The sequence below is a fragment of the Kosakonia pseudosacchari genome (assembly GCF_900184035.1).
Classification (GTDB): domain Bacteria; phylum Pseudomonadota; class Gammaproteobacteria; order Enterobacterales; family Enterobacteriaceae; genus Kosakonia; species Kosakonia pseudosacchari.
In genome coordinates this window covers 99,577-126,436 of the sequence record NZ_FXWP01000025.1, presented here as the reverse complement: position 1 = coordinate 126,436, position 26,860 = coordinate 99,577, and the positions used below count along the sequence as shown (strand labels likewise).

At 52.2% G+C, this 26,860-nt stretch carries 17 protein-coding genes; 4 read left to right on the top strand and 13 right to left on the bottom strand.

Translation table 11 applies throughout. The features are described 5' to 3' along the window. Positions 1–100 precede the first annotated feature (100 nt). Complete coding sequence (locus tag BN2591_RS19180; protein ID WP_086873440.1) at positions 101–8,161, bottom strand: non-ribosomal peptide synthetase; 8,061 nt, start codon at positions 8,159–8,161, stop codon at positions 101–103. A gap of 805 nt (positions 8,162–8,966) precedes the next feature. Between BN2591_RS19180 and BN2591_RS19175 the strand changes: the two genes are divergently transcribed. Beyond that, the gene (locus BN2591_RS19175; protein WP_162842165.1) at positions 8,967–9,680 is read left to right on the top strand and encodes a 4'-phosphopantetheinyl transferase family protein; all 714 of its coding nucleotides are present in this window, start codon (positions 8,967–8,969) and stop codon (positions 9,678–9,680) included. Positions 9,681–9,741: 61 nt separating this feature from the next. Here BN2591_RS19175 and BN2591_RS19170 read toward each other — a convergent pair whose 3' ends face one another. From BN2591_RS19170 to BN2591_RS24595, 4 genes are all read right to left on the bottom strand, one after another. After that, complete coding sequence (locus BN2591_RS19170) at positions 9,742–13,506, bottom strand: beta strand repeat-containing protein (protein WP_086873439.1); 3,765 nt, start codon at positions 13,504–13,506, stop codon at positions 9,742–9,744. A gap of 681 nt (positions 13,507–14,187) precedes the next feature. Beyond that, on the bottom strand, positions 14,188–15,219 hold the full coding sequence (gene pstS / locus BN2591_RS19165) for a phosphate ABC transporter substrate-binding protein PstS (RefSeq protein WP_425268961.1): 1,032 nt from the start codon (positions 15,217–15,219) through the stop codon (positions 14,188–14,190). A 450-nt stretch (positions 15,220–15,669) separates the two neighbouring features. Then, a complete protein-coding gene (locus BN2591_RS19160) occupies positions 15,670–17,226 on the bottom strand; it encodes an MFS transporter (protein ID WP_086873437.1) in 1,557 nt (518 codons plus the stop codon). Positions 17,227–17,650: 424 nt separating this feature from the next. Beyond that, entirely contained in the window at positions 17,651–17,818 is a 168-nt protein-coding gene (locus tag BN2591_RS24595) for a hypothetical protein (protein WP_162842164.1), read from the bottom strand. A 165-nt stretch (positions 17,819–17,983) separates the two neighbouring features. On the opposite strand from BN2591_RS24595, the gene BN2591_RS19155 reads away from it, so the two are divergent. Then, on the top strand, positions 17,984–18,676 hold the full coding sequence (locus tag BN2591_RS19155; protein WP_086873436.1) for a class I SAM-dependent methyltransferase: 693 nt from the start codon (positions 17,984–17,986) through the stop codon (positions 18,674–18,676). Between the two features lie 4 nt (positions 18,677–18,680). Here the strand turns inward: BN2591_RS19155 and BN2591_RS19150 are convergent, their stop codons facing one another. The 4 genes from BN2591_RS19150 to budA all read right to left on the bottom strand — a co-directional run bounded on the left by BN2591_RS19150 (position 18,681) and on the right by budA (position 22,847). Continuing rightward, entirely contained in the window at positions 18,681–19,448 is a 768-nt protein-coding gene (locus BN2591_RS19150) for a class I SAM-dependent methyltransferase (protein ID WP_086873435.1), read from the bottom strand. Between the two features lie 130 nt (positions 19,449–19,578). Then, positions 19,579–20,349 (bottom strand): (S)-acetoin forming diacetyl reductase, encoded by a 771-nt coding sequence (locus BN2591_RS19145; protein WP_017457519.1) that lies wholly within the window; start codon positions 20,347–20,349, stop codon positions 19,579–19,581. A gap of 16 nt (positions 20,350–20,365) precedes the next feature. Beyond that, positions 20,366–22,045 carry an acetolactate synthase AlsS gene (alsS, locus tag BN2591_RS19140; RefSeq protein ID WP_086873434.1) on the bottom strand — a complete coding sequence of 560 codons (1,680 nt, stop codon included), beginning with the start codon at positions 22,043–22,045 and terminating at the stop codon, positions 20,366–20,368. A 22-nt stretch (positions 22,046–22,067) separates the two neighbouring features. Next, complete coding sequence (gene budA, locus BN2591_RS19135; RefSeq protein WP_086873433.1) at positions 22,068–22,847, bottom strand: acetolactate decarboxylase; 780 nt, start codon at positions 22,845–22,847, stop codon at positions 22,068–22,070. Between the two features lie 107 nt (positions 22,848–22,954). Here budA and BN2591_RS19130 point away from each other — a divergent pair, with 107 nt between their 5' ends. Next, a complete protein-coding gene (locus BN2591_RS19130; RefSeq protein WP_086873432.1) occupies positions 22,955–23,827 on the top strand; it encodes a LysR family transcriptional regulator in 873 nt (290 codons plus the stop codon). A 30-nt stretch (positions 23,828–23,857) separates the two neighbouring features. Here BN2591_RS19130 and BN2591_RS19125 read toward each other — a convergent pair whose 3' ends face one another. The 3 genes from BN2591_RS19125 to BN2591_RS19115 are packed head-to-tail and all read right to left on the bottom strand — an operon-like array spanning position 23,858 to position 24,920. Then, complete coding sequence (locus tag BN2591_RS19125; protein WP_086873431.1) at positions 23,858–24,214, bottom strand: TehB family protein; 357 nt, start codon at positions 24,212–24,214, stop codon at positions 23,858–23,860. Between the two features lie 24 nt (positions 24,215–24,238). Next, positions 24,239–24,577 (bottom strand): DUF1869 domain-containing protein, encoded by a 339-nt coding sequence (locus BN2591_RS19120; protein WP_086873430.1) that lies wholly within the window; start codon positions 24,575–24,577, stop codon positions 24,239–24,241. 10 nt (positions 24,578–24,587) lie between these two features. Next, entirely contained in the window at positions 24,588–24,920 is a 333-nt protein-coding gene (locus tag BN2591_RS19115; protein ID WP_086873429.1) for a TehB family protein, read from the bottom strand. A gap of 210 nt (positions 24,921–25,130) precedes the next feature. Here BN2591_RS19115 and BN2591_RS19110 point away from each other — a divergent pair, with 210 nt between their 5' ends. Beyond that, complete coding sequence (locus BN2591_RS19110; protein WP_086873428.1) at positions 25,131–25,718, top strand: flavin reductase family protein; 588 nt, start codon at positions 25,131–25,133, stop codon at positions 25,716–25,718. Positions 25,719–25,756: 38 nt separating this feature from the next. Here BN2591_RS19110 and BN2591_RS19105 read toward each other — a convergent pair whose 3' ends face one another. Continuing rightward, positions 25,757–26,851, bottom strand: coding sequence for a pectinesterase family protein (locus BN2591_RS19105; protein ID WP_086873427.1), 1,095 nt, complete (start codon positions 26,849–26,851; stop codon positions 25,757–25,759). Positions 26,852–26,860 lie beyond the last annotated feature (9 nt).

The window sequence follows — 26,860 nt, the reverse complement described above, 5'->3', positions numbered from 1 at the left end:
ACCGGAAGCAGGAGGCTGCTCTGATCTGTGCTTTTAGAGGCACAAATAAAAAACCACCTCGTCAGAAGTGGTTTAGGTTGGATACCAAAAACGGCCCCGGCTAAGGCTTACTCATCACGGTCATTATATGATCGGCCAGCATGCCCGCATGCGGCGCGGTCAGCATAGTCATATGATTCCCGGGGCTCAACACGGTGGTGAAGTGTGTCGCGTATTCACGCCAAATCGCTTCGCGCTGTGCCCGCTCTGCGCCATTAGCTTCTTGTGCATTAATGCTATGCAACATGCCCTGGTAACGCTTGCGGGGAATATAGGACGTATTCAGGTTTGCGTACAACACATGGAAAACGCCCGCCAGCAACGAAAGCGGCGTGTTACGGGTATACACTCCCGCCTCAATCAAAAGTTGATGCAAGCAGATAAGCCGCTGGTGCGGCTCCATCCGCGATAGTGCTTCCTCCGTAACAGGCAGCGCCCGATTTAGCATCAAATTATAAATGCTGATTAATTGCATCACCGCCCCGAGATGGCTGATCGGCGGCCTGACTCCGGGGGAGCGGCTATCAATGATAATCAGATCGGCAACCATCTCCCCCTGCGCCTGTAATTGCAGCGCAATTTCAAAGGCTATCCAGCCGCCAAAAGAGTGCCCAATAAGGTGGTATGGCCCGGAAGGCTGCCGTTCACGCATTGCGCAGATGTAATCTCGCGCCGTCTCTTCAATCGTCAGGTGCGGCATGGTTCTCACATTGGTGAGCCCGCGCGCCTGTAGCGCATAAACAGGAAGTTTTGCAGGCAAAAACCCCACCAGGTCGAGAAAACTGAATGCCGATGCGCCAGCACCTGGGATGCAAAAGAGTGGCGTTTCGCAATCAGCGCCTTCCTGCATAATCACCACAGGGTGCCAGCAAGATCGGGGGAGCAGATCTGCTGACATTCGCTTCGCCAGTTGCGCCAGTAACGGCGGTTGCATAATCGATAAATGCGTTCCACCAACAATATGTAGCGACGAATCGCTGCTTACGGTGCCATGCCAGCCACGCCAGATATCGTCGCTTTCATCCGGGTTTGCCGTATAAAGATTGATGGTGAGATCCGCAGGAGTCGGCTGATACCGTAACCCCAGCGGCCTGAGGTACAACACCGTTTCCATTCGTAGCAATAGATCCTCATAGCGAATATCCTTCGGCAACCAATTATGTTCGCTACAAAGATCAAAAAAGGCTTGCATATCAATGGGCGTTTGCAGCTGTGCCAGTATCGATCTTTCGCTCTCCGGCACATGCATGGACAAGAAATTTACGATCATGTCGTCGCGCAGTGCCCGCTCGCTGCTCGTGCTGAAATCACGCGTTTGATGCGCAGCCGGATGATAGCTATCAATCATGCCGATAAAGGCGATCTCTTCCCCGCTTCGCTGTAACTGCACCGCTATTTCATAACTGATAACGCCCCCTAAAGACCAGCCAGCAAGATGGTAAGGTCCATGCGGCTGTAAACGGCGGATGGCCTCAATATGACAGGCAGCCAGCGCTTCCAGCGATGTCGGCGGATTCTCTGCGGTATGCAGACCAAGTGCTGAAAGCGCATATACGGGGCGATCAACTCGCAACAACGTGGCCAGAGGCGAATAGACCAGCGGATCGCCTGAAGGCTCATGCAGCAAAAAGAGTGGCGGTTGTGCACCTTCATCCCGCAGCACAATGGGATTATCGGCAAAAGGTGAAACGAGTGATGTTTCCCTGTTCTGAATGACACACGCAAGCTGCGCGAGGGACGGTCTGGCAAAGAGTGTCGCCAGCGAGATAGCCAGCCCCGTTTTTGCCATGCGGTTTAACAGCTGAACCGCCAGTAAGGAGTGACCGCCGAGCTCAAAAAAGTTGTCATGCCGCCCGACCTGCGACAGCCCCAGCAGGTCGCACCAGATGGCAGCCAGCGTTTCTTCCACGTCACCAACGGGCGCGTCATCCCCGCGGGTGACCACTGCCGTGCGATCCGGGGCGGGCAGCGCCCGGCGATCCAGCTTGCCGTTCGGGGTGAGCGGGAAACTTTCCAGCGTGACGAACGCGGCAGGCATCATGTACTCCGCCAGCGACTGCGCCAGCTGCTGACGCAGCCGGGCGGGCACCAGCGTCTGACCGGGCTGTGCCAGCAGGTAGGCGACCAGCCGTTTATCACCCGGCGTGTCCTCCCGCATCATCACCACCGCGTCGCGCACGCCGTCGCATCCGGCCAGGCAGGCCTCAATCTCCCCCGGCTCGATACGGAACCCGCGCAGCTTGACCTGAAAATCATTGCGCCCGAGAAACTCAATGTTGCCGTCCGGCAGCCAGCGACCGAGGTCGCCGGTCCGGTACATCCGCTGGCCGGGCGTGAACGGGTCCGGCAGAAAACGTTCTGCCGTCAGCTCCGGTCGGTTCAGGTAACCGCGCGCCACGCTTTCACCGGCGATATGGATCTCACCGCAGATCCCCAGCGGTACCGGCAGGCCGTGCTCATCCAGCAGATAGATCTGTGTGTTGGCGAGCGGTTTGCCGATACTCGGCGTCGCCAATGTTTTATCAATCATGCACATGCTGGCATTGACGGTGCACTCCGTCGGACCATAGGCATTCACAAAATGGATCTGCTCAATGTTTTGCATGGCCGACCATGCTGATAAAGGAATCGCCTCGCCACCGATAATAACCATACTGGGATGCTCTTTAGCGATATCGTGTAAACCTGCGTCAAGCAGCCCTTGCAACTGAAGGGGGGTACAATCAACAATATCGATACGCTGTCGTCGCAGAAAATCCAAAAAGGCCGTCCCTTCTTTGCGCACCTCTTCGGGCACGATAACAACCGTATGCCCTGACAATAATTGCAACCAGCATTGTACTGACGCATCGAACACCATACTGGCATTCATCGTGATACGAGACGGTTGCTGGAGATCCAACCGGAACTGTAAGGCGGCATACAAGTTAATGACATTGCGGTGTTCAACCATCACCCCCCTGGGTTTCCCGGTCGAACCGGAGGTGTAAATCACATACGCCAGATGTGCCGGCGTCAGCCCCTGCGCCTCCGGGTTGTGTTCTGCCGCCCCCTCCTCCGGATCCGCGTCCGTCAGTATCACCGGCAGCGCGGTGTCCGGCTTCTGCGCCAGCGCACGCTGCGTCACCAGCGCCACCGGCGCGGCATCCGCCAGCATGTAATCCAGCCGTCCCGCCGGGTACGCCGGGTCCAGCGGCACATACGCGCCGCCCGCTTTCAGAATGCCCAGTATCGCCACCAGCGCATCAGCGCTGCGCGGCAGGCACACCGCCACCCGGTCGTCCGGGCGTACCCCCAGCGCCAGCAGCCGGTGCGCCAGCCGGTTGGCCCGGCGGTTCAGCGCATCATAGCTGAGCCTGATATCTTCACACACCACCGCCACCGCATCCGGCGTGCGCGCCACCTGTGCCTCAAACAGGCAGTGGACCAGGCGTTCAGCCGGAAGCGTCGCCCGCGTGGCGTTAAACGCCACCAGCATCTGGTTGCGTTCCCCTTCTGGCAGTACGGGGAGGCTCAGCACCGGACGCTGCGGCTCATGCGCCAGCGCCGCACTCAGCGACGCCAGCGTGGCCTGCAGGTAACCGAGCTGGCGCTGCGGGTCAATGCCCGCCGCCGTCTGCGCCGTCAGGATGAACCCCTCCCCGGTGTCATCCACCGAGAACACTATCGGGTAGTGGGTCCGCTCCTGCGCCTCCAGCAGCCGGATGCCCTCGCGGATAAGCCCGCTGCGCGCCGGGCTGTGACGGTAATTCAGCAGCGTGCTGAACAACGGCAGCGGCTGCGGCACCCCGCTGCAGCGCAGCGCCAGCGACAGCGGCGCCTGTTCATGCTCAAACAGCGCCGCCAGCGCATCCCGCGTCGCCAGCACGGCCTCCCGCGCACTCAGCCCGGCCAGCGACACCCGCAGCGGCAGCGTGTTGATGAACATGCCGGGGCCGGACTCACCGCTGTCACCGGCCTGCAGACGCCCCATCAGCACGGTGCCGGACACCACCTCATCCCGGCCGCACAGCTGCGCCAGCAGGCGGGCCAGCGCCGTGTGGAACAGCACCCCGGGGCTGACGCCCAGCCGCCGCGCCTGCGCGCGGATGTGCCCCGCCAGCGCGCTGTCCAGCGTCTGCCGCGCTTCCCCGCCCGTCCCGTCGCTTTCCCGCGTGACGGCCGTGTCATACGGGGCGGTCGGCGTGTCGATATCCGCCAGCCGGGCGCGGAACCACGCCTCATGCTCACTCTCCGGCACCCGCAGCGTGCGGGCGATAAAGTTGCGGTAGGGCACCGGCGCCGCCAGCGCTGCCGCGTTCCCGTCCAGAATCTGCGTGATTTCGTCGCAGACCAGCGCCATGGAGATGTGGTCACAGACCAGATGATGAAACTCAAGCGCCAGCAGCCACCGCGGCTGTGCCGGGTCGTACGCCGTCTGTGCGCGGAACAGCGGCGCGCGGCTGACGTCCATGCGCCGCGGCCGGCTGGCCTGCGCCCGCAGCTGTGCCGCGACATCCTGCCCGGCCTGCGGCACCAGCACCGTCACCGGCAGGACGGCGCGACGCCGGACCACCTGCACCGGGCGGGACACGCCCTGCCAGCACACCGCGCTGCGCAGGATGTCGTGGCGGTCAATCACCTGCTGCAGCGCCGCCAGGAATGCCTCCAGCAGCGCGCGGGTGTCGAAGGCCAGCAGGCTGCTGAGCAGGTAGGCATCCCCCTGCCCCTGCAGCAGATGGTGAAACAGAATGCCCTCCTGCAGCGGCGACAGCGGGTAAATGTCCTGCACGTTCGCCGCCCCGCCCTCCACCGTGGCCACCACCGCATCAGTCTCCGCCTGCGACAGGCTGACCAGCGGCAGCATACCGGGCGTGATCGCCCGGCAGTCAGCCGGGATACGTGGCGGCGGCACCGGCGTATCCGCCTCCCGGAGGGTGATGCGCCGGGCCATGTCGGCCAGCACCGGGGCGGAGAACGCCCCGCGGATATCCAGCGTCATGCCCCGGCCGCGCAGCCGCTCCAGCAGGCTGACCACCCTCAGCGAATGGCCGCCAAGTTCAAAAAAGTTGTCGTGCCGCCCGACCTGCGACAGCCCCAGCAGGTCGCACCAGATGGCCGCCAGCGCGTTTTCCACCTCACCCACCGGCGCGTCATCCCCGCGGGTGACCACCGCCGTGCGATCCGGGGCGGGCAGCGCCCGGCGATCCAGCTTGCCGTTCGGCGTGAGCGGGAAACTTTCCAGCGTGACGAACGCGGCGGGCAGCATGTACTCCGCCAGCGACTGCGCCAGCTGCTGACGCAGTTGTGCAGGCTCCGTCGTCTGACCGGGCTGTGCCAGCAGGTAGGCGACCAGCCGTTTATCACCCGGCGTGTCCTCCCGCACCACCACCACCGCGTCGCGCACGCCGTCGCATTCCGCCAGGCAGGCCTCAATCTCTCCCGGCTCGATACGGAACCCGCGCAGCTTGACCTGGAAATCATTGCGTCCGAGAAACTCAATGTTGCCGTCCGGCAGCCAGCGCCCGAGATCGCCGGTCCGGTACATCCGCTGGCCGGGCGTGAACGGGTCCGGCAGAAAACGTTCTGCCGTCAGCTCCGGTCGGTTCAGGTAACCGCGCGCCACGCCGTTGCCCGCAATATAGAGTTCGCCCGTCACGCCAGACGGCACCAGTTGACGGTGATTGTCCAGGATGTAGATCCGCAGATCGGCGAGCGGGCCGCCAATCACACTGGCACCCTGCGAGGTGATATCTGAAGGCGCTATTTCATACCAGGTCGCATGTACGGTGATTTCCGTGATGCCATACATGTTAATAAGACGCGTATTACGGTTTGCTGCGTTGTGGATCCACGGCACAAGAGTGCGCATTTCAAGCGCTTCCCCACCAAAGATGATGCAACGCAGGGTATGTGGAGTTGAGTCCTGGGCAGCAATCAACTGGCGGAATGCGCTGGGGGTTTGATTGAGCACCGTAACCTGTTCACGGCATAACAGTGCATAAAGCGAGTCGGGTGAGCGAGCGCACGCCGTTGATACCACAATCAACCGCCCGCCTGAACATAACGCACCGAATAACTCCCAGACGGAAAAATCAAAAGAGAAAGAGTGACATAGCGACCAGGTATCGTTGTGACTAAAGCTAAAAACAGGCTGGCTGACGGTTAAAAGGCGAGTGATATTGCGGTGTTCGACCATTACGCCTTTGGGCTGGCCTGTGGAACCGGAAGTATAAATAACGTAAGCCAGATGGTGCGCCGCCAGGCCAGGAGATAATGGCACAGGGTTATTCTCATCATCTTCGTCAGCACTGGCTGGAAACGGCGCATCCATTAACACGGCAGGAATAGCGCTATTCAGCGCCTGCACAAGGCCAGAATGGGTGACCAGTGCGACGGGGGCGGAATCTTCCAGCATGTAATTGAGCCGTTCGCCCGGATAGACCGGATCCAACGGAACATAGCCCCCGCCCGCCTTGAGGATACCGAGGATGCCGATCACCATATCCAGGCCACGTTGCAGGCAAATAGCCACGCGGTCATTCGGATGAACACCCATTCTGATGAGCTGATGGGCCAGCGTGTTTGCTCTGCGGTTCAGAGCATCATAGGTTAGTGACTCCCCCTCGAAAACGACAGCGATAGCCTGTGGCGATCGACGGGCTTGAGCTTCAAACATTTCGTGGATTAATAGGTCAGAAGCGTCACTTTCTATAGCGGGAGCAGGCTGTAGCAGTTTCTGGCGTTCATGTGTCGATAAAATCGGTAAGTGAGACACTGGCGTATCACTATTCTGCAGTGCGCCTTCCAGTAATACAGCAAGGCGAGATTGCATTACCTGAATATCGGCAGGTGTGAAATAGTCGAGGGAGAAATTAAATTCAACGCAGACTGACTGGCTCTGTTTATTATTGCTGGTAATAGCGTACTGATTAATGGTTATCGCTAAAGGATATTGTGCCCGGTGATGAGGTTTGATGGTATGAACTGACGCCCCTTCCAGATGAATGTTAACGTCGTAAGGTTCATAAGATAGCGACATGTCAAATAAATTCGCGCTGTCGGTTTTTTGCTGATTCTTTATTCTCCGCTGAATTTCCGTAATCGGCAGCCTCTGATGTTTATAGCAAAGACGTAATTCATCGGCTGCTTTTTGCATCACATCAGAAAAAGTATCCTCATCGGTTAATCTAATGCGAACCGGGATAACAGAGGCATACATGCCCACCGCCGTTTTTTGTTGTGCATTTCTTCGATTATGGAGCGGAATACCAAAAACAATATCGTCACTGTTTTTTATTCTTTTAAAATAACAGGCAAAAAGGGCATACATAAAATGCAATATAGAGAGCCCATATAAAGAAGCCACTTGTTCAATGCGCTGAAAAAGATTTTCCTCAAGCATCCAGGTCACGGGATCAGGCAGATATGATGCCGGCGTCCGGGTTGTCGCCAACGGAGGGAATAATGGCGGCGGCAATGTCGTATATCGCTCAAGCCAAAAAGCCTGGTCTTTGTTGCACTGCTTCGCACTCAGATAAGTCGCATCACTGGCAACAAAATCGGCATAAGATAACGCAGCCCCTGCAGATAATTTCTCCCCGCGAATAAGACGACTATAATTTTCGCTCAACTCCACGTTAAGCAGGCTCAGACTCGTTCCGTCGGCGATAATATGATGGCAACACAGTTGCCAATACCAGCGGTTATTGCCTGCATAGATTAACGAACTACGCCATAACCTTTCTGCCAAATTAAATGGCTGAGTAAAATTTAGTTTCACATACTGTTCAGCTTCATTTATTGGGTTATCCGTTGCCGAAAAATCCTTAAATTCCATTAATGGCAAAGCGGAAGAAGCAAAATATTGTGCTGGCGACGTACCGGCAACTATCCGCAAACGAAATGCATCATGCCGCTTAATGACAGAGTCAAATGCTTTAATCATGATATCGGGAACGATATTGCCATCAATGATCATAACGCTCCCTATATTGTAGTTAGTTAATTCAGGATTTAGCGTCTGAGCGAACCAAATTGCTTGCTGATCTGAACTCAATGGAAACGGCAACGCTGGAAGCGCTGTACATTCTTTCGCCACTGATGCACTGTCTAAAAAGCTATTATTGGGAGATATGTCCATATATTCCAACCTAATGAATGAAAGCCAAAGCGTCGTAATTAATTGACAGCACAATTTTTTTCAGAAAACAGAGTGCTATCAAGTAATATTCCTGATGAATGTTTTTATCCTTTAAATGAACAACTAATTATTCACTGCAAACGCAGGAGATCTTGTCGCCAACGTTGCGAACCGAATGAGGTAAAACTCAACATGTTTTAACGATAAGCCTATCAATTAGTGCATCCATCCATTCTCTACACCAGCTATATCCATTTTGAAAAGCAGGAAATAATACCGAGGGAAATCATTACGTCAGCGTCACATCATATAAAAAACGCGATTAATCAGCCACATCCTCTTATCTATGAAGTTATTTACTTCTCATTAAAACCCTCCGTCGCGAGTAATAACCCTTACAAATTTATAATAAATACCTTTTAAGTCTATATGGCAAGAAAATATATCACCATAACAACATCATCGTGATATTTACAGCACCATGCGTTTGATAACAAAGATATTATTATTTTTAATTTAGCAAAAAATATTTTATATTTACGCTTACCGTCACAATGAAAAATTCTGAAAGGAGTTTTTAACTATTCTGTGAAATTATTCATGAGGTGGATAGATAAGTGACCATATAACAGAAAACCTTAACGTTGATGAATGATAATAGTGTGATTTCCTCAAGATGATTCTCAACCAGCGCGCCTTTGCGGAGAAAGAAATGCGTGATGGCTACAGCACCTGCGTTACACTGATTGCATTTACTGGCAACACGTTACCGATGAGATAACTCATTAACTTATTGATAGATAATATGTTTACTTCACAACTAAGCCATTCATCCTCTGCTTTCGTGATGCACTCGGAAACGGGGTTCATCACGCAATTCCCGGCAATGGCTTACTGCCAGGTCGCATTCGACGTAACCGCTTACCAGGATTCGCTTTTTAGCGAATATGCCATCCCTTTTCCCCCGGTGCTTGATAAAGCGGTAGCAAAACGGCGCGCGGAGTATCTCGCGGCTCGCTATGCCGCCAGGCAACTATTACAAAACGCAGGCTGCGATGGTCATGTTGATACGTCTCCCAGCCGGGAACCCGTCTGGCCCGCGGGCTGGTGCGGCAGCCTTTCTCATACCCGTGGTCACGCTATTGCGGTTATTGCCCCGCGTGGCGCAGGGCTGACGCCTGGTATTGATATTGAAATGTTCGATGCAAAAACCATGAGAGAAACGGCGGAGATGTTCACCAGCCTTGATGAACGACGGTTACTTGCCGCCTGCGGCTTAGCGTATGAAACGGCGTTGTTGATACTCTTTTCCGCCAAAGAGAGTCTGTTCAAAGCGCTCTACCCTGAGGTGCACTGTTTTTTCGGTTTTGAAGCGGCGCGGATCTGTAGCATCGATACGGCGGCACATAGCCTTACCCTTGAGCTAACACAGCCGCTGACGCCTGCACGCAAAAAAGGATGCCAGTTTCATGGCCTGTATCTTATCGAGGAAAATCGGGTGATTACGCTTATCGCGTAAGGCAGTGGCGAGAGACAAAACGGGGAAGGCAGCAGCGAATTGCCACTGCCTGTGTTACAACTTACAGACCAATCATGGTGCCGGTATTGGTTAGCGCATTCGCTTCGAGATCAAGGCCGGAAAAACCGCCCAGAGCCGCGTCTTTACCGCTGTTAGTGACTTTATTCGCAGTCACTTTCGCGGTGCCATAACTCAGCATATTGAGGTAGTTATACACGTTACCGTCTGTTTTTACGGTTAATGCATAATCACTGACAATATTGCCACGGTTATTAATATCGTTTACCGCATTAATCGCAATGCTTTGCCCCAGCATATTGCTGTTGCTGTTGTTGGTAACGTGCCGTTGGGTCGTCAGGGTAAGGCTGGTTCCCGCCAGGATATCTTTAAAATTCTCGATACCATTCAGGGCACTAATCACCAGCGCATTATTAGCGGCAATGGTGTTGCGGTTATACAGCACACCTTTCAGCACGCTGAAATTCACATCACCTTTACCACTGATCCAACCATAGTTGGTGGTGCTATTGTCCACGCTCAGGTTCAGGTTCTTATCCGACGCGATAACGCCCGTCGCCGTTCCATCCTCCAGCTTACCGTTGCTGTAGTTCTCAAGGTAAGCAGAAGTGATGTCGAGGTTACCGGCGCTATATGTCATCGCATAGTTATTATAGAAAACACCCGCCGCTTTAATGATGGCGTTGACACCGCTCATCAGCATACTGCGGGTGTTATCAAATACGCCCCGGGACAGCACGCTAAGCGGGCCATTTTCTGCCACAATACGGCTGTTAGTGCTGTAGATATTTTGTGCGGAAAGCGAGACGCCGGTTTTACCCACCATGCCGCCTACATCGCCTTCGACACCAAAATACTCGCCGTTGTAATGACTGAAGTTATTACCGTCTCTGTTTTCAATATTGCCGACAGCATTGACGGTAAGTGTTTTATTCGCGGCAATCAGCGCTGTGTTGTTATAGACACCTGATTTGGAATTAATGGTGATATTTTCACCCGCGATCAACCCGTTGTTGTTATCTACCGAGTTCGCAACCAGCGTGATATCGCCCATTTGAGAGGTCACAGAACCTTTGTAGCTGTCGAAATTGCCTGTCAGCATCAGGTTAATATTGCTCAAACCAGCAATCTGGCCATAGTCATTGAGCAACCAGTTCCCGCTGATTCCGACATCGCCAGCAGAGGTGATCTTACCGCTATAATTATCAACCGTGCCTTTTGCCGCCACATTTACATCGCCAGTCAGGGAACGCAGCGTGCCATGGTTATTACCAACATTGCCATTAGCGGTAATCGTCAGATCACCACCTGCTTCAATAAGGGAATTATTGTTGGTAACGTTGTTAGCAGTAATAGCAACATCACCAGCGCCCAGCATATAGAGGTAGTTATACAGATTACCTTTGGTTGCAACGTTAATATCACCGTCGCTGACAACATTACCGCGGTTATTAATATCGTTTACCGCGTTAATTGTGATCCCGTTACCGACCATATTGCTGTTGCTGTTATTTGTCACATGACGTTGCGTATCCAGCGTCAGGCTGCCACCGGCGGAGATATCTTTAAAGTTCTCAATACCGTTCAGAGCATTGATCGCAAGCGACTTATCAGCTGCAAGGGTATTACGGTTATAAAACGCCCCTTTCGCCACATTCAGCGCCACAGCGCCTTTACCGCTGATCCAGCCGTAGTTAGTGAAATTGTTGTCCACATTCAGCGTAATATCTTTATCTGCGCTGATGAAACCTGTGGCGTTATTATCGATAAGCGTGCCGCTGCTGTAGTTTTGCAGGGAAACGGTATCGAGTGTGAGGTTGCCCGCGCTGGAAATTGTTGCGTAGTTATTGTAGAAAACCCCGCCCGTTTTAATTGCGGTCTCGGCCCCACTGACCATCAGCGCGCGCGTGTTATCAATGTTCCCTTGCGCTTGCAGGCTCATTGGCCCATTTTCGGCAATGATGCGGCTGTTGTTGTTGTAAATATTCTGCCCGGAAATCTCAACGCCACCTTTACCGATCAAGCCACCGGTCTGTTGCGGCATGCCGAAATAGAGGCCAAAGTCATTGCCAAAGCGATTACCATCGCGGTTATCAACATTGCCGCCCGCATGGATAGTCAGCTTTTTATTAGCTAATACCAGCGATCTGGTGGTGTTTACGCCGGCTTTCGCGTCGATGGCAATATTTTGCCCAATCATGAAACCGCCGTGGGTATCCACCGCATTCGCACTCAGCGAGATATCACCTTCTTCCGCGCTTACAACGCCAATATAGTTGCTCAGGTTGCCGTTAACCGACACCTCCACGCCCTTCTTGCCGCCGATGCCACCGTAGTCATTACGATAGGAGTCGCCCTTCACAATCACTTTCTTATTGGAAAGAAGGTTGCCGGAATCGTTATTGACCAGGCCCTTGCTGTTTAGCGAAACATCGCCGTTCGATGCGATTTGACCGCCACTGTTATTGATACTGTTTGCGTTGATTTCTACACCGGTATCGGCTGCGATGCCTAAGGAGTCGGAACTGACGGTATCCGCTGTTTTGGTGCTACCGTTATTAACCGTGCCACCAGCAGTGATCTTGATATGACCGCCAGCAGAACGGATTAAGCCTTTGTTGTTATCAACGTTGCCAAGGCTGGCAATATCCATGTCGCCTGATGTTTCCAGAATACCGCTGTTGTTGTTGATCGCGCCGGTATCAAGCCCCAGGTAGCCGCCATGGATCTGACCATTACTGTTATTAAGCGTCCCGGTTTTTAAGGTGACAATACCTGCTTCGATACCGACATCGTTTCCTTTACCCGCGTTGGTAAACGTATTGTTATTGGTATCGACAGCCAGCACACCGCTGGCGGCAATTTTGCCGTTGGTGTTATCAAATGCGCCGCTATTAACGTAGATATCTGCCGTCGTCGAAATCGTACCTGAACGGGCATTAACAATAGCGTTTTTATTGGTATCGAGATAAATAGCACCAGCGGATGTAATAAGACCCGTTGTATTATCCAGCTTGCCGTTGGTATTAATCTTTGTCGAACCTGTTGATTGAATCTGCGCATTGCTGTTCAGCAACTGGCCATTGGCATCAATGCTGATCCCACCAGCTCCACCGGCAATGACGCCCTGGTTACGCACGCCCACGCCGCTTTCGGTGCTGATAAGATTAATTTTGTTCGCGTACATGCCGCCAACTTGCGCAACGTCAACGCTATAGCTGTTACGTGAACCCGACGCCGTGACCGTTCCGGTCACCTGACCGGCAGTATTAACGTAGTTATTACCCGCAACGATATTCAGTTCATCTGCGGTTACTTTTCCGCTGAGCACTACGTTGCGCGACAAAATTTCAGTAGGGCTGGCGTTATCCAGTTTGCTGATAGTAATGGTTCCGCCGTTTACGGAATAACCTGCAAGTTTGTCATTCTGAATATCTGGTGTGCCGGTGGTCAGGGTGAGTTTACCGGTATTAATCGTACCGCCACCATTAACCGTAATGCCATTAGGGTTGGCGATGATCAACGCGGCTTTATCACCTGCCACTTCCATCATGCCATTGATCGTCGACGCGTTTTTGGAGGTAACTTCATTGAGAATAACTTTTGCCGACCCGGATGTCAGATTGCTGTTACCCTGGATGGTGCCGCCCAACACCGTATCGGATGCTGAAGCGCTGTTATTAAAAATAACGCCATTTTTATCGACGTTGAGGTTGTCCCAGACGTTATGTGACAAGCCATTGCTGTTAGGTTTATTAATATCCACGACCGGCACGCCATTCGCATTATATAGCGTGCCATTTTTCATACTTAAACCAGCGGAATGCGCAACAGCAGGTAATGCCAATATCATTGCTACCGTCAACGGGGCCAGCTGAGTTCTCACAAGACGTTGAACTTTCTTTTCCGAATTAATCACGCTTTTGCTTCCCTTTAATTAACCTTCAGAACCCATTTGAAATAAAACGTTCTCAGTCTTGTTTCCTGAACCTGGAATCGATTTTTATTCGAATAAATTTATCGGTAAATGTGACCAGGCATACCGGATAAGAATAAAAAATTGAAACTTGGAATCTCGCGAGACGGCGGATTTTTTACAAAGCCTGTTAAAGAATTAACATCAGGATTGAACATCGCAGTGCCCCGCGAGCGGGGAAATAAACCAAGACCGGGGTGAAAACTAACAGGGGTTACGTAATAGAACAATATGTCATACTTCAAAATCAGATGATTCATTTGACCTGACGAGTGGAAAACACACACTCAAGCCACTTCATTTTCTATAGCACTTTAAAATATTAAGAAGATAGAAATATCGATGCAGAATTATCTTTTAAGTTAGCGTAAAAAATCGAATATTATTAACCTACTTAATACAATCATTCATCGATTGACTTAATAAAATAATAATAGGTTACGTAAGAGAACAGACTGGGACGAATAAATAAACCCGGTAGCGCACCGGGTTTATTTTTAAGAGATAGCGAGATTAGAACAGCGGCTTACCAGAAGTGTCCTGCACGTTGGCTTTCCATGCAGCGCGAACCTGAGCGGTAACCGAATCCGGTAGCGGCGCGTAATCCAGATCGCTGGCGATGGTGCTGCCATTTTTGTAAGACCAGTCGAAGAATTTCAGCACTTCGGCACCTTTCGCCGCATTATCCTGTTTTTTATACACCAGGATAAAAGTAGTGGAAGAGATAGGCCATGCATCTTTGCCTTTCTGGAAAGTCAGATCCTGCGCGAAAGATTTGCTCCAGTCAGCCCCTTTGGCACTGTTGCTGAAGCTCTGCTGCGAAGGCTCAACCACTTTACCATCGGCGTCGAACAGCTTTGTCCAGGTCAGGTTGTTCTGTTTCGCGTAGGCGTATTCAACATAGCCAATGGAACCCGGCAGACGCTGTACAAACGCGGCAACACCATCGTTACCTTTACCGCCTAAGCCAACCGGCCAGTTTACCGTTGAGCCTTTACCCACTTTGCTTGCCCAGTCAGCATTCACTTTCGATAAATAACTGGTGAAAACAAAAGAGGTGCCGGAACCATCCGCGCGGCGCACGACGTTAATATTCGTATCCGGCAGTTTGACTTTCGGGTTCAGTTTGGTGATTTCCGGGTCGTTCCATTTTTTAACGGTGCCCAGATAGATATCGCCCAGCGTTTTGCCGTCCAGCGTCAGTTCACCGGATTTTACGCCGGGGATATTAACCGCCAGCACCACACCGCCAATGACGGTCGGGAACTGAAACAGGCCGTTTTTCGCCAGATCATCATCACTCATCGGAGCATCGGATGCGCCGAAATCCACGGTTTTCGCAATAATCTGTTTGATGCCGCCGGAAGAACCAATCCCCTGGTAGTTCACCTGAGATCCCGTCTGTTTCTGGTATTCAGCTGCCCATTTTGCATACACAGGTGCCGGAAAAGTACCACCAGCACCCGTCACATTCGTTGCCGCGAAAACAGTAGTCGTCGAAAGTGCAAGAGCAGCAGCCATCAGGCGAACTGACGCATTAAGCATTGCCATAGTCTCTCCGAATCGAAATAGTGATTAAATTTTTGAGTAATATTAAGAGCCAGGGCAGCATAGAGCGAATTTATGACAATTTTGTGTCAACCGTGAAAAATAAAAAATGGCAGCGCAACAAGCAAAAAAAGACCTCCGGATCGCAATCGGGAGGTCTAAGCAAACCTTAAAAAAGATGAATTAACCTAACGGTTAAAATTTGCAACTCTGCGCGCTCTGCAGGAACGCACTGAGTTACAGTAGCCACGGCTATTAAACACGAAAACCGCAGCCCTCATATGACAGTTGTGCAACATTATGTAAGCTATTTTTTCCGTCCACAAATTAAACGCACCGAGAATAGTCCGCTGACGCAAAATGATATTCACTCTTCAATAAATGCTCTTGAAAAATAGCCAATCAATTTTTAAAAACATCAGCACAATATACACCGGGCGATTAATCTTATTTCGGCATATAACTTTTACTTAATCCGGCAGTTGATATCACCGTGCCATCTACTGTTGCATCAGACCAAAGCGTGTCGTAACGGTAACCTGTCAAATCTTCGACAATTTTACGCGCTTCAGGCGTCACACTCTGTTTACTTCCGTTGGCTTTCAGGCGGTCAAGTTCGTCGACAAAAATGCGGTGCGTGCGCTTATTGAGATGAAAGGTCAGCGCTTGCCACATCGCCACCAGCAAAAGCCCGGCGGTGCCGATAAACAGCAGCATTACAATGGTGGTGATTGCTTCCTGGGGCTGTTGCAGGCTGCCTTTTACAAAACCACCGCTCTGTAAGAGCAAACCGACAGCAAAGGTCGCAATGGCTACCGTGGTCTTACGTGAAAACGTCATCACGGCGGCAAATAACCCTTCACGGCGCTGGCGCGTAACCATTTCGTCAATGTCCGGAATAAACGGGAACACGTTCCACGGCGTGAATTCCAGAACGCAGCGCCCAACCTGATAAAACCCGGCGAGGATCACCAGCAGCACCACTTTGTTTTCCGGGGGGAACAGGTACACCAGAAAGAAACCGCCCAGGCACAGCAGCATCATGCTGTAGGCAAAAACATAAAGACGGGATGGGCCATATTTGATAATGGCGAAACCCGCGATGAGCGTTACCGGCAGCCCGACGATGCTCATCGACAGCAAGGTTCCCGCCAGGGAAGATGAGACATGCAAGCAATAGACACAGAAAAAGACAAACACCGTGTTATAAATGTCTTTCGCCGTGAAAGAAAAAAGATAAATAGCCAGATGCTTGCGAAACGCACGAATTTTCAGCGTCGAGGCATAATCTTTAAATAATTTAATCACGCCGGTGAGTGTTTGCGCCGCATTGCCCGTTTGACGTTTTTTCTCCATCTCCTGCATCATTTCTGGTGTTATTTCGCGCTCCCAGCTTACTTTCCAGGAAATAAATACGCAAACCATAAACAACACAGCAAAAACCACACCGTTAATCAAATAAGCATCGGCGTTTTTTTCGCCCAGCCAGCCAATTAGCACACCGGGGATAAAGGTCGCGAGAAACGTGCCGGAAGCAGAAAGAAACATACGACAAGTAGAAAGCTTGGTGCGATCGTTAAAATCTTTGGTCATTTCCGAGGGCAAGGTTTCCCACGGGATTAAAACCATGGCAGCAATAATTTCAAAAGCCAGGTAAACGGCAAGATAAAACCAAAAATTCATGCCATTAAGCCATAACAGAATATAAACCAGCATTAGTGGCGCGCCGATAAGTAAAAAGAAACGACGGCGGCCAAATTTCTTGCCTAAAAAATTTTTATAAAAATGATCGGTAAAACTGCCCATAAACAGGCTCACGATAGCATCAACAATCCTCGCGATCGCGACAATGGACGCCGCCTGAATCGGTGATAAACCGACAAAGGTGGTGTAATAAAACAGCAGCCAGGCACCAATTACCGTAAAAGCGCCACCGCCCATTATGTCTGTCATGCCGTAACCAATGCTGACAGGAATCGTCACTTTTCTGTTTTTACGGGTCATAGCCAACCCCCGCAATTGCTCAGCTTTCTACGCATCTCAAGCTGTAACTGTTGTTTATTTATCATGGACATAAAAACTCCATAAGAGAATTATTTGTGCAAGAACGGCTCCGCTAATAACGGACGCCTGTTGCCACCGGAAAACATCACAGTCTTCACTGTTATATCCCTTATGGAATTTATGTCTACTACCATACAAGTATCATTGTCGAAAATGTGACCTCAGGCATAAGCCAGAAAAAATCACGTTCATAAATTCAAAAAAAGTGAGAAATGAGATCGAAAGAACAGTTAAAAAACGGCGGTTGTGAAGTAACAAAAACCTTGTGCAGCACAAACAAAAAACCCGTCTGATATCAGACGGGTTTTACGCTTTAGCGCACAGTTCATTCCAGTAGCTGTAGCGCATCACCAGATGAAAGCGCTCATTTTTCATCGTAAATCCATACAGAAGGATGATAATCAAGACCATAAAGCAGGCCGAACGGGATCAGCAGCGCAACATGGCGCCCCGAATCATATTCCCCCGCTTCCGTCTGTAATGGCAGCGTCGGGGTAAGGCGATTAAGCCACTGTTGCAGCAATGTCTTCATCAGCACGTTCTCCAGCAAAGGTTGACGCCCTCAGTTAAACGCAAAGCCAGCTATTACCAAAACGATCATTTTTGCGCTGGTTTGCCGAAAAACGCATATGTCTTGCACCGCGTCATTTCATGTAATATTGTAAATTACATGACTTGCAGTAATCCCGGAGATAACGTGGCACAGAATACGAACGACATTTTTAACGGAGAATTCTCCCGCCAGTACGATGCTTACAACGAGCGGCTGGGCGAAATTGCCAACAATCTGCACCTGCTTATCTCTCTGCTACTGAAAAAAATGCCGCAGCACGCGCGAATTCTCTGTGTTGGTGTCGGCACTGGCAGCGAAATTATTCGCCTTGCGCAGCACCATCCGCAATGGCGCTTTACCGGCGTTGATCCCTCGCCGGATATGCTGGCTGTCTGCCAACAAAAGCTCGACCAGGCGGGCATTGCCAACCGTTGCACATTGCATGAAGGCTACCTTAATGAGCTTCCCGCCAGCGGCGATTATGATGCAGTACTCTGCCTGCTGGTCACGCACTTTATTCAGCATCCACAGCGCGATGGCATCTATTCACAAATGGCGAACCAGTTAAGAGGCGGTGGCCGTATGATCACGGCAGAGATCGCCGGGGATATGCACAGCCCGGCATTTGATGAACAGCTTGAAGCGTGGACAACCCTGCACGAAACCGCCAGCCAGGCACCGCGCGATAAGGCTGAAATAAAAGCGCAACTGTCGCAGCGCCTGCTGCTGTTACCCGCAGAAACCACGGAAGCGCTGATTGAACAGGCTGGTTTTACCCCGCCGCAGCGCTTTTTCCAGTCACTGCTGATTCACGGCTGGACGGCGCGCAAAACCTGATGTGTTACGCCTTGCGCGAACAGCAGGCAATGTAATTTAACTGGCGGCGATTGGCGCGGAAAAAGCGAAACATCCCCAGAAATCGCGTGCGGTTATCACGTGTGCGCAAACCATTAAAAACAATGCGCAGCGTACGCGCGAAGCCTTCATCACGTATCAGCCCAACGGGCGACATCAGCGACATTGCCCCGTGGCGCGTGTCTACTGCGGCAAAGCCATTGTCGATAAACAATGTTTTCCACGCCGCTTCTGTCATCGGGCTGACATTCGATTTCACCACCTGCTCCAGTTTTGCCTGGTTATCTGTCGCCAGCCCGCTGCGCACAAACATAATGTCGTGCGTCAGTAAACGGCCGCCGGGTTTCAGCACGCGATAATACTCGCTGATAAGCTTCGCTTTCGCTTTGTCCACATACATGGTCAGCATCGCTTCGTTAATCACCACATCAAAAGTGTTATCGTCGAACGGCAGCTTATTCGCATTGGCTTCGCTAAGATGAATGTGGCTTTCGAGACCGGCAGAAATCACGTTCTGCCGTGCCTGCGCGAGCGCGTTTTTATCCATGTCGATGGCGTCGACTATGCAGCCAAAACGCTGCACCAGTTCAATCGAGGTGGTGGCCATATTGCAGGCAACTTCCAGCACCCGGCTATGCGCATTTAGCTGCGCCTGGCTAAACAACCATTCGGTCGCTTCCACCCCGCCGGGACGCAAACGCGTTTTCCCGAGACTCGCCAGAAAGGTATGCCCTGCTTTATCACTGTCGGCCATCGGACTCTCCTTGCTAAAACACGCACATTAGATGCAACTTATCACAGCGGTATGGAGATGAGAATGACTTTCATCAACAAAAAAGCCCCTGCGTTTTCGCAAGGGCAAGGCTGTGTCCGAGCCATAGAAATTAGTTAAATACCATACCGCCATCAATCAGCAATGATTGACCGGTCATATAGTCAGAATCCGGCCCCGCGAGGTAGGAGACGCAGGCGGCAACGTCTTCAGGTTCCGAAAGACGCCCAAGCGTAATGCGTTTAGCAAACTCCTGCGTACCATACCCCAACGGTTTACCGGCCGCTTCCGAAACCTGGCGGTCAATCTCTGCCCACATCGGAGTTTTCACGATGCCAGGGCAGTAGCCATTAACGGTAATGCCAAGCGGCGCGAGATCCCGCGCAGCGGTTTGCGTGAGTCCCCGTACGGCAAACTTACTGGAACTGTACACGGCCAGCTCCGGGTTGCCGACATGCCCGGCTTGCGAACAGGCGTTGATAATTTTGCCGCCGTGTTTTTCCGCTTTGAAGGCTTTTACCGCTGCCTGGATGCCCCAAATCACGCCTTTTACGTTGATGTTATAAACCTTATCCACCACTTCCGGCGTGATGGACTCAATCGGTGTTGAAGGCGCAACCCCGGCGTTATTCACAATCACGTCAAATCCATTCAGTTTGGTTCTGGCCTCCTCTACCGCCGCAAAGACTTTGTCGCGGTCAGAAACATCCACCGTCACCGCAATCGCGCTGCCATTGTTGTGATTAATTTCGTCGGCCACCGCTTTTGCCGTTGCGGCGTTGTAATCGGCAACAGCGACGGCAAAGCCATCTTTCGCCAGACGCAGCGCAATAGCTTTACCAATGCCCTGACCTGCACCGGTCACGAATGCAACTTTTTTCATCATATCTCCTTGGTTTTCAAAGAATCTGGCTAAGATTGAGCTGGCCCATCAGCAGCGGGTTATCGCTGTAATCGACCGGAATGGCGACCACCGCCGGGCCGTCCGTATCCATTGCCGCTCGCAGCGTGGGCTCCAGTTCTGCCGTGCTTTCAACAGCGAACCCTTTGGCGCCAAACGCTTCGGCATAGGCTTTAAAATCGACCGGGCCAAAATTAACGCCAGACAGGCGCTGGTATTTTTTCTCTTCCTGAATGGCCACCATGTTGTAGGCGTTATCGACCCAGATGATATGCAGCACATTCGCCCCGAGGCGCACAGCGGTTTCCAGTTCCATGCTCGATTGCAAAAAGCCACCATCGCCGGAAACCGACACCACTTTGCGCCCCGGGTTGACCAGCCATGCGCCAATCGCCCATGGCAGCGCGACGCCCATGGTTTGCTGACCGTTGGAAATCATCACCTGGCGGGCGCGGAAGCTATAGAGATAGCGCGCAATCCAGATATGGAAACTGCCCATATCAACGGTCAGCGTGACGTCGTTATTCACGATGTCCTGCATCGCCCGCACAATGCGCAGCGGGTGAATAGCGAACTGGCTAAGTTGCGCGCCCTTACGGCTGAGCAGTTCCCGCTGGTTGCGGCGCTCAATCAGGATCTCGGAGGCGCGCGGAGTAAGGATCAGCGGCTTTTCGATTTTCGCTGCCAGTTTGTCGAGCGTGCTGGCAATATCACCAACCAGCTCGCAATCCGGTACATAATTGCGCTCTTCATAAGCGGGAAGCACATCGATATGAACCAGTTTCGCGTCACCGGTGTTCCACATTGCTGGCTCATATTCCACCGGGCTGTAACCAATACAGATAATCAGATCCGCCAGGTGCAGCAGCCGATCCCCGGCCTGGTTATTAAATAACCCCACGCGCCCGGCAAAGCGGGTGAAATGCTGCTGATTAACCGCGCCGGCTGCCTGATACGTGCTGGTGACAGGAATATGGCTTTTCTCCAGCAACTGATGCAGTGCCGAAATATTCTCCTCCCGGCTTGCCATCAGCCCGAGCAAAAATACCGGGTTTTGCGCCTGCGCGATAAGTTTCGCCACCTCGTCAATCGCCGCATCCGGCGCGGCGCCTAATTGCGGAACACCGCTGGCGGGCAGGATATTGCCGCTCGCGGGTTGATCGGCAATATCCTGCGGCAGGCTGACAAACGCGCTGCCCGGCCGGCCCTGCTCAGCGGCGCGAAACGCATTGGATACCACTTCAGCAATCGCGTCGGATGAGGTTATCTCTACCGCGTATTTCGTGACGGGGTTGAACATCGCCACCGTGTCCATGCTCTGGTGCACCAGTTTAGCTTTATCCGCCCGTTTCACCGCCCCGCCCAGCGCCACCACCGGGTCGCCTTCGCTGTTGGCCGTCGCCATACCGGTAATCAAATTGGAACAGCCGGGGCCGGAAGTGACCAGCGCGACGCCAGCCTTACCGGTGATGCGCCCGACCGCCGCGGCCATAAATGCCGCGTTCGCTTCGTGGCGCACCGGAATAGTTTGAATCGTTGAATCAAGAAGCGAATCAAACACTTTGTCGATTTTGGCACCGGGAATGCCAAACACATGTTTCACTCCCTGCGCTTCCAGTTGTCCTACCACCATATCGGCGCCATGCGCCCACTGGTGTGTGCGGCTCTCTTTACTCATCATTTACTCCTTTAAATGTTTATCAGTTCTCGACGGAACGAATGGCGGCGTCCAGATTGTCCGGGTGTAAATCGGCGTTGAGAAACGCCGCATCCGCAGGCAGATCAATCATCAAATGGTGGATCTCACCAAACGTCAGCGTGCCGCTTTCGAGCTGGTAATCCAGCAAATGTCCGCCTCCATGGCGGTCATCCGTAATAAAGTGTTCGTGGTAGCCCGCCACGTTGATCCCCTGCATATGCTGTGGTGTGCGGAACCCAACGAGCACGCCATGGCGCCCGTTGAAACGAAACACGGGTTGGTCGTCAAGCACGTCAGTCATGGCGCGATAAGGCGGCGTCTGGCGCGGAACGGTGCGGGTGTGCGCATGGCGAAAATGGCCATCGATACGCAGGGCGCAAAAGACGTTATCGGAGGGGATCGCCTTATCGATAATGTCGTGCAGCTGTTGGCGGCTGGACGGTTTATCCAGGTAAAACTCATGTTCTGGTTTAAACCAGGTCATGACCGCGAAAGGGGTTTTTTGCTGTCGGCTGGCTTCCCGTGCGCTGCCATCAGCACGCAACTGGTACACCTCGCTGTTGAACGCAATCAACTCACCGTCCAGCTCGTTAAATGTGCCAAGTCCAAAGTCGCCGTGATTAAGTAAATCCTCAATCGTGGTATTTCCTTCGTAAACACCGCTTAACAGCGCACTCATTAGCGATGTTTGATATATCACACATTCCGGACGGGTTTGTGAAAAGGCACGAAATGTTTCCCGCAGACTTTCCTCGCAAGAACAACCGGTTACATGACTCATTATCCATTACCTCGCTGAGCAGTCGTTTAGAAAAGCTGATAAATTATTGACTCGTTTCAGCGAGAGATTCCAATATACAAAGCATCAGGGTTTGAGATGTTTTTAATATGGAACTCCGTTATCTACGCTATTTTGTCGCCGTTGCGCAGACGCAACACTTCACCCGTGCCGCTGAAATGCTGGGCATGTCGCAACCGCCGTTAAGTCAGCAAATCCGTCGTCTTGAGCAGGAAGTGGGCACTCCGCTTTTTTACCGGCAAACTCGCGGCGTTGAGCTTACCGAAGCGGGCGAAGCGTTTTATGAAGATGCCTGCCAAATCATCGCGTTGAGCGATGCGGCAATGGAAAAAGCAAAAGGGATCGCGCGGGGAATTAACGGAAAATTGTACCTTGGCGTGACCAGCTCCAATGCGTTTCACTCGCAAATTTTTTCAGCGCTTCGCCAGTTTCAACAGCGCTATCCGCAGGTGGCGCTGTATCAAAAAGAGGACAATATGGCGACGCTGATGCAGGAGCTGGAAGAGGGGTTGATTGATGTTGCCTTTGTGCGCCTGCCGTGTGAAAACAGCAAAATGTTCAACCTGAAGTTGATCGATGAAGAGCCGATGGTGCTGGCGCTACACCGCTCGCATCCGCTTGCCGCGAAAACGGATATCTCGCTGAACGAACTGCAGCAAACACCGCTGGTGATTTTCCCTCCGCAAGTCGCGCCAGGGCTATATGAACTGGTGTACAACGCCTGTCTGCGCGCGGGTATTGATATGGAAAACCAGCAACAAGCTTCGCAGTTCTCCTCATCGCTGAGCATGGTAGCCGCCGGTTTCGGTTTCGCCATCGTTCCGCAATCTATGGCCTGTTTCAGCCACCCGCAAGTGACGTTTCACCGGATGGCGGAACAGACATTAAAAACCGATGTGGCGCTGGCGTGGCGCAAGTTCGAGCGTTCACCTGCCGTAAAACGGTTTATTGAGAACTTTTAAAAACGCTCGCCGCAACGCGGGCATGAAATGTTAGCTGCGGTGGGTATTCACCACCTGGCCAATCCCCTTCCCTTCCAGCGCGTCGTTGGGATCGGCAAAGAAATCGATATTGAAGTAGGTATCATCGGTTAACAGTTCAATATGGTGCCAGTATTGCGGCGGGCTGATGCCAAAATTCCCGGCCTCAATTACCACTTCCACTTCCGGCGTGGTGTCGTGCTCACTGGCAAAACCAAAATATTTCACCGCCCCCTGCATCACCGACAAACGGCCATAGACACCTTTTTTGGTGTTGTGATGAGTAAGCAGCGCCTGCGGAACCGTCTCTTTCGTCCAGAAAGGCGTTGAGCGGGTATGACGGAAATGAACAGGAATGTGATGCGCCATAATACCTCCTCGGGCAGCGTTCGGTTACCAGCCGCACACGTTAGTTTCTTCATCCGATTCATAACCCCGGACGATATTAATTAACTCTTTCACCGCATCTGCGGCATTTAGCGGATCTTTCAATTCATTAAGCGTGGAAAACGCTTTATCCACAGAAACTCCGTTATTATTGTTGGTCACCGTCAGGATAAATTCACTGGAACTTTCTTTAGGGTCAGTAAGACCCGCAATCAGCTCCGCAACCGCCTGCACCGCAACATCAGGAACATATAACGACATCGGCTTGAGAAAGATCTTTTCTTGCGTTTCATTGTTAGCACCATTAGAAACTGCTAAAGAATAACCTTTGTTTTCAGTTGTCATCAGAATTACCTCAACCTTCAATCAAAATTTTCGGGTCAACATAGAAATCGACGCTAAATATCGTATCGTCGCTTAATGCTTCAATGTTGTGCCATTTTTCCGGTGGGAAAACGCCAAATTCACCGGCATTAATCGTTAACGTTTCCACCGGTTGCGGGCTGTTTTCATCGGCGTAACCGTAATAGCGGATCGCCCCTCGCAGCACACTTAAACGCGGATAGACGCCCTGGCGTGTTCCGGCGTCGAGATGGCGCTTCCAGATGGACGCCGGGGCGGTTTCTTTAGTCCAGAACGGCGTTGAACGGGTGTGGACATAATTCGCGGGTATCGCAATACGTTGCATGTTTCATCCTCTTGGTGTCTCAGCAAAGCGGGTTTGCCGGGAGGGGGAAAAGCATTTGTTGCATATGATATACCTGTTTTATAATTTGTGGACTACTTTTTTTAGGGGTTATTTCCGCTGAATTTTGTTACTCAGAAAGGGTTATTGATAAATACGCCACGACGGGGGAAGAATGACAGATAATTATTTATAAGCAGGAATCAACGCACCATGAAAAACAAATCCAAACTCAACTCTTTTTATTATGGCTTTCCCGTTTTTTTAGTCACCACGCAAGATAAAGACGGCAACACAAATATTTCTGCGGCATCCTCGTCTATTTCCCTGGGCGAGAAACTGATTATTGGCATCAGTAAAGGCGGTAAAACCTACAATAATGTATTGGCCGGTTCAGACGCCGTGATCAATATTCCCGATCACACACTTTGGGAAAAAGTAGAGCAAATAGGCAAACTGACCGGTGGCGATAGCCTGTCGGAAAACCAGACCAAATGGGGCGTTGAAATCTGCCACGATAAATTCGCCAAAGCCGGGTTACACACAGAAGCCTCTGTCGATATCGCACCGCCGCGCGTCGCGGAGTGCCCAATCCAGGCGGAATGCCGTTTAGTCTCCACCAGCGACAAAGGCCGTTTTATGCTGGCTGAATTCGATATTGTGAACTTATGGGTTGAAAACGCGCTGTTAAATGAAAATGGTATTGTTGATTCAAGTAAATGGAAACCGCTGATTTTCAATTTCCGCGAATACATGACCGTGGGCGATACGCTCGGGTTTAACGTGAAATACGGCAACTGACTCTCATCAATTGCCCCCGCTCACGGGGGCAACATCCCTTACTCGAGCACCGCTTTATCCCAGCCGCTGAAAATCGCCGCCAGATTATATTGCGCGGCATCCGCCTTGCTTAATTGATATTTCGCACCGCCTTGCCCTGCGCCCGGACCACGGTTATCAAACTCATAAAAACGGCTGTCTTCCGGATAAAACCAGATTTTCTCCCCGGCTTTATCTTTGCCGGACATTTTATCCCAGCCGTAAATATGGTCGTCGATTTCGCAGTTGATAAATGCCGCCAGACCAATGGCGTTCGGATCGGCATAACGCCCGTCGCTGAACTGTGTTGTCGGGTGCCACGGGCGACCCAGCGCGAAACTTTTCGCCGGCACGCCCGCTTCCTTACTGAGCTTGCTGTTGATGATCAACAGGCCAAACTTCTCATCCGCCTGCGTCGCCGGCGCGGTGATGTAGCCATACGGCGGGGCGATATCATTGCGGTTACGGGCGATAATCTTGCAGCGGTCAAACACCGCAATGCCGGGGCCAAAGATAAAATCAACGTGCCCACTCACTTCACAGTCGGTGAAATAGCTGCGGCTCCCGCTCTTGCTGTAAAACGTGTCCTGGTAACCTTCAAGCCGGACATGGCGGAAACGCGCTTTATCAACGTTTTCCGAGACCATCAGCGCCACCGCTTGCGTGTCTTTCAGTTTCTTCGCATCACCATCCGCCAGCGCGGCATTAGCCGGAAAGTCAAAACTATTGCGAATAGTCAGGTTCTCAATGGTCACGCCCGATGCGCGCACTTCCACCGTGCTGGTGCGCCCGGTGCCAAGCTTCTGCCCGTCACTGCCTAATGCACCGGCGGGCGTATTCGCTTCAATCTGCGTTTGCTCTCTGGATTGCCCCACCAGCGTGACCGGTTTTTCAATCACCAGCCGTTCGTTCCAGCGCCCCTCTTTGACCAGGATCCGCCACGGCGTACCGCTGTCTGGCGCGGCGGCCAGCGCCTGGCTGATGGTGGCGAACTCACCGGCTTGCGGCGCGGTGGAGACAACGGCGTTCCACTCGCTCGCCTGAGCGGAAACGCTGATACAGGCCAGCAACAGTGCGGATGCGGAATAGTGCAGTGAACAGTGCAGTGTTTTCATCGGTCTCTC

Bases quoted from the DNA above. Each gene is read 5' to 3' on its own strand.
- BN2591_RS19180 (WP_086873440.1), bottom strand. From the start codon at position 8,161: ATGGACATATCTCCCAATAATAGCTTTTTAGACAGTGCATCAGTGGCG.
- BN2591_RS19175 (WP_162842165.1), top strand. From the start codon at position 8,967: ATGTTTACTTCACAACTAAGCCATTCATCCTCTGCTTTCGTGATGCAC.
- BN2591_RS19170 (WP_086873439.1), bottom strand. From the start codon at position 13,506: ATGAAAAATGGCACGCTATATAATGCGAATGGCGTGCCGGTCGTGGAT.
- pstS (WP_425268961.1), bottom strand. From the start codon at position 15,219: ATGCTTAATGCGTCAGTTCGCCTGATGGCTGCTGCTCTTGCACTTTCG.
- BN2591_RS19160 (WP_086873437.1), bottom strand. From the start codon at position 17,226: ATGACCCGTAAAAACAGAAAAGTGACGATTCCTGTCAGCATTGGTTAC.
- BN2591_RS24595 (WP_162842164.1), bottom strand. From the start codon at position 17,818: ATGAAGACATTGCTGCAACAGTGGCTTAATCGCCTTACCCCGACGCTG.
- BN2591_RS19150 (WP_086873435.1), bottom strand. From the start codon at position 19,448: ATGGCCGACAGTGATAAAGCAGGGCATACCTTTCTGGCGAGTCTCGGG.
- BN2591_RS19145 (WP_017457519.1), bottom strand. From the start codon at position 20,349: ATGAAAAAAGTTGCATTCGTGACCGGTGCAGGTCAGGGCATTGGTAAA.
- alsS (WP_086873434.1), bottom strand. From the start codon at position 22,045: ATGAGTAAAGAGAGCCGCACACACCAGTGGGCGCATGGCGCCGATATG.
- budA (WP_086873433.1), bottom strand. From the start codon at position 22,847: ATGAGTCATGTAACCGGTTGTTCTTGCGAGGAAAGTCTGCGGGAAACA.
- BN2591_RS19130 (WP_086873432.1), top strand. From the start codon at position 22,955: ATGGAACTCCGTTATCTACGCTATTTTGTCGCCGTTGCGCAGACGCAA.
- BN2591_RS19125 (WP_086873431.1), bottom strand. From the start codon at position 24,214: ATGGCGCATCACATTCCTGTTCATTTCCGTCATACCCGCTCAACGCCT.
- BN2591_RS19120 (WP_086873430.1), bottom strand. From the start codon at position 24,577: ATGACAACTGAAAACAAAGGTTATTCTTTAGCAGTTTCTAATGGTGCT.
- BN2591_RS19115 (WP_086873429.1), bottom strand. From the start codon at position 24,920: ATGCAACGTATTGCGATACCCGCGAATTATGTCCACACCCGTTCAACG.
- BN2591_RS19110 (WP_086873428.1), top strand. From the start codon at position 25,131: ATGAAAAACAAATCCAAACTCAACTCTTTTTATTATGGCTTTCCCGTT.
- BN2591_RS19105 (WP_086873427.1), bottom strand. From the start codon at position 26,851: ATGAAAACACTGCACTGTTCACTGCACTATTCCGCATCCGCACTGTTG.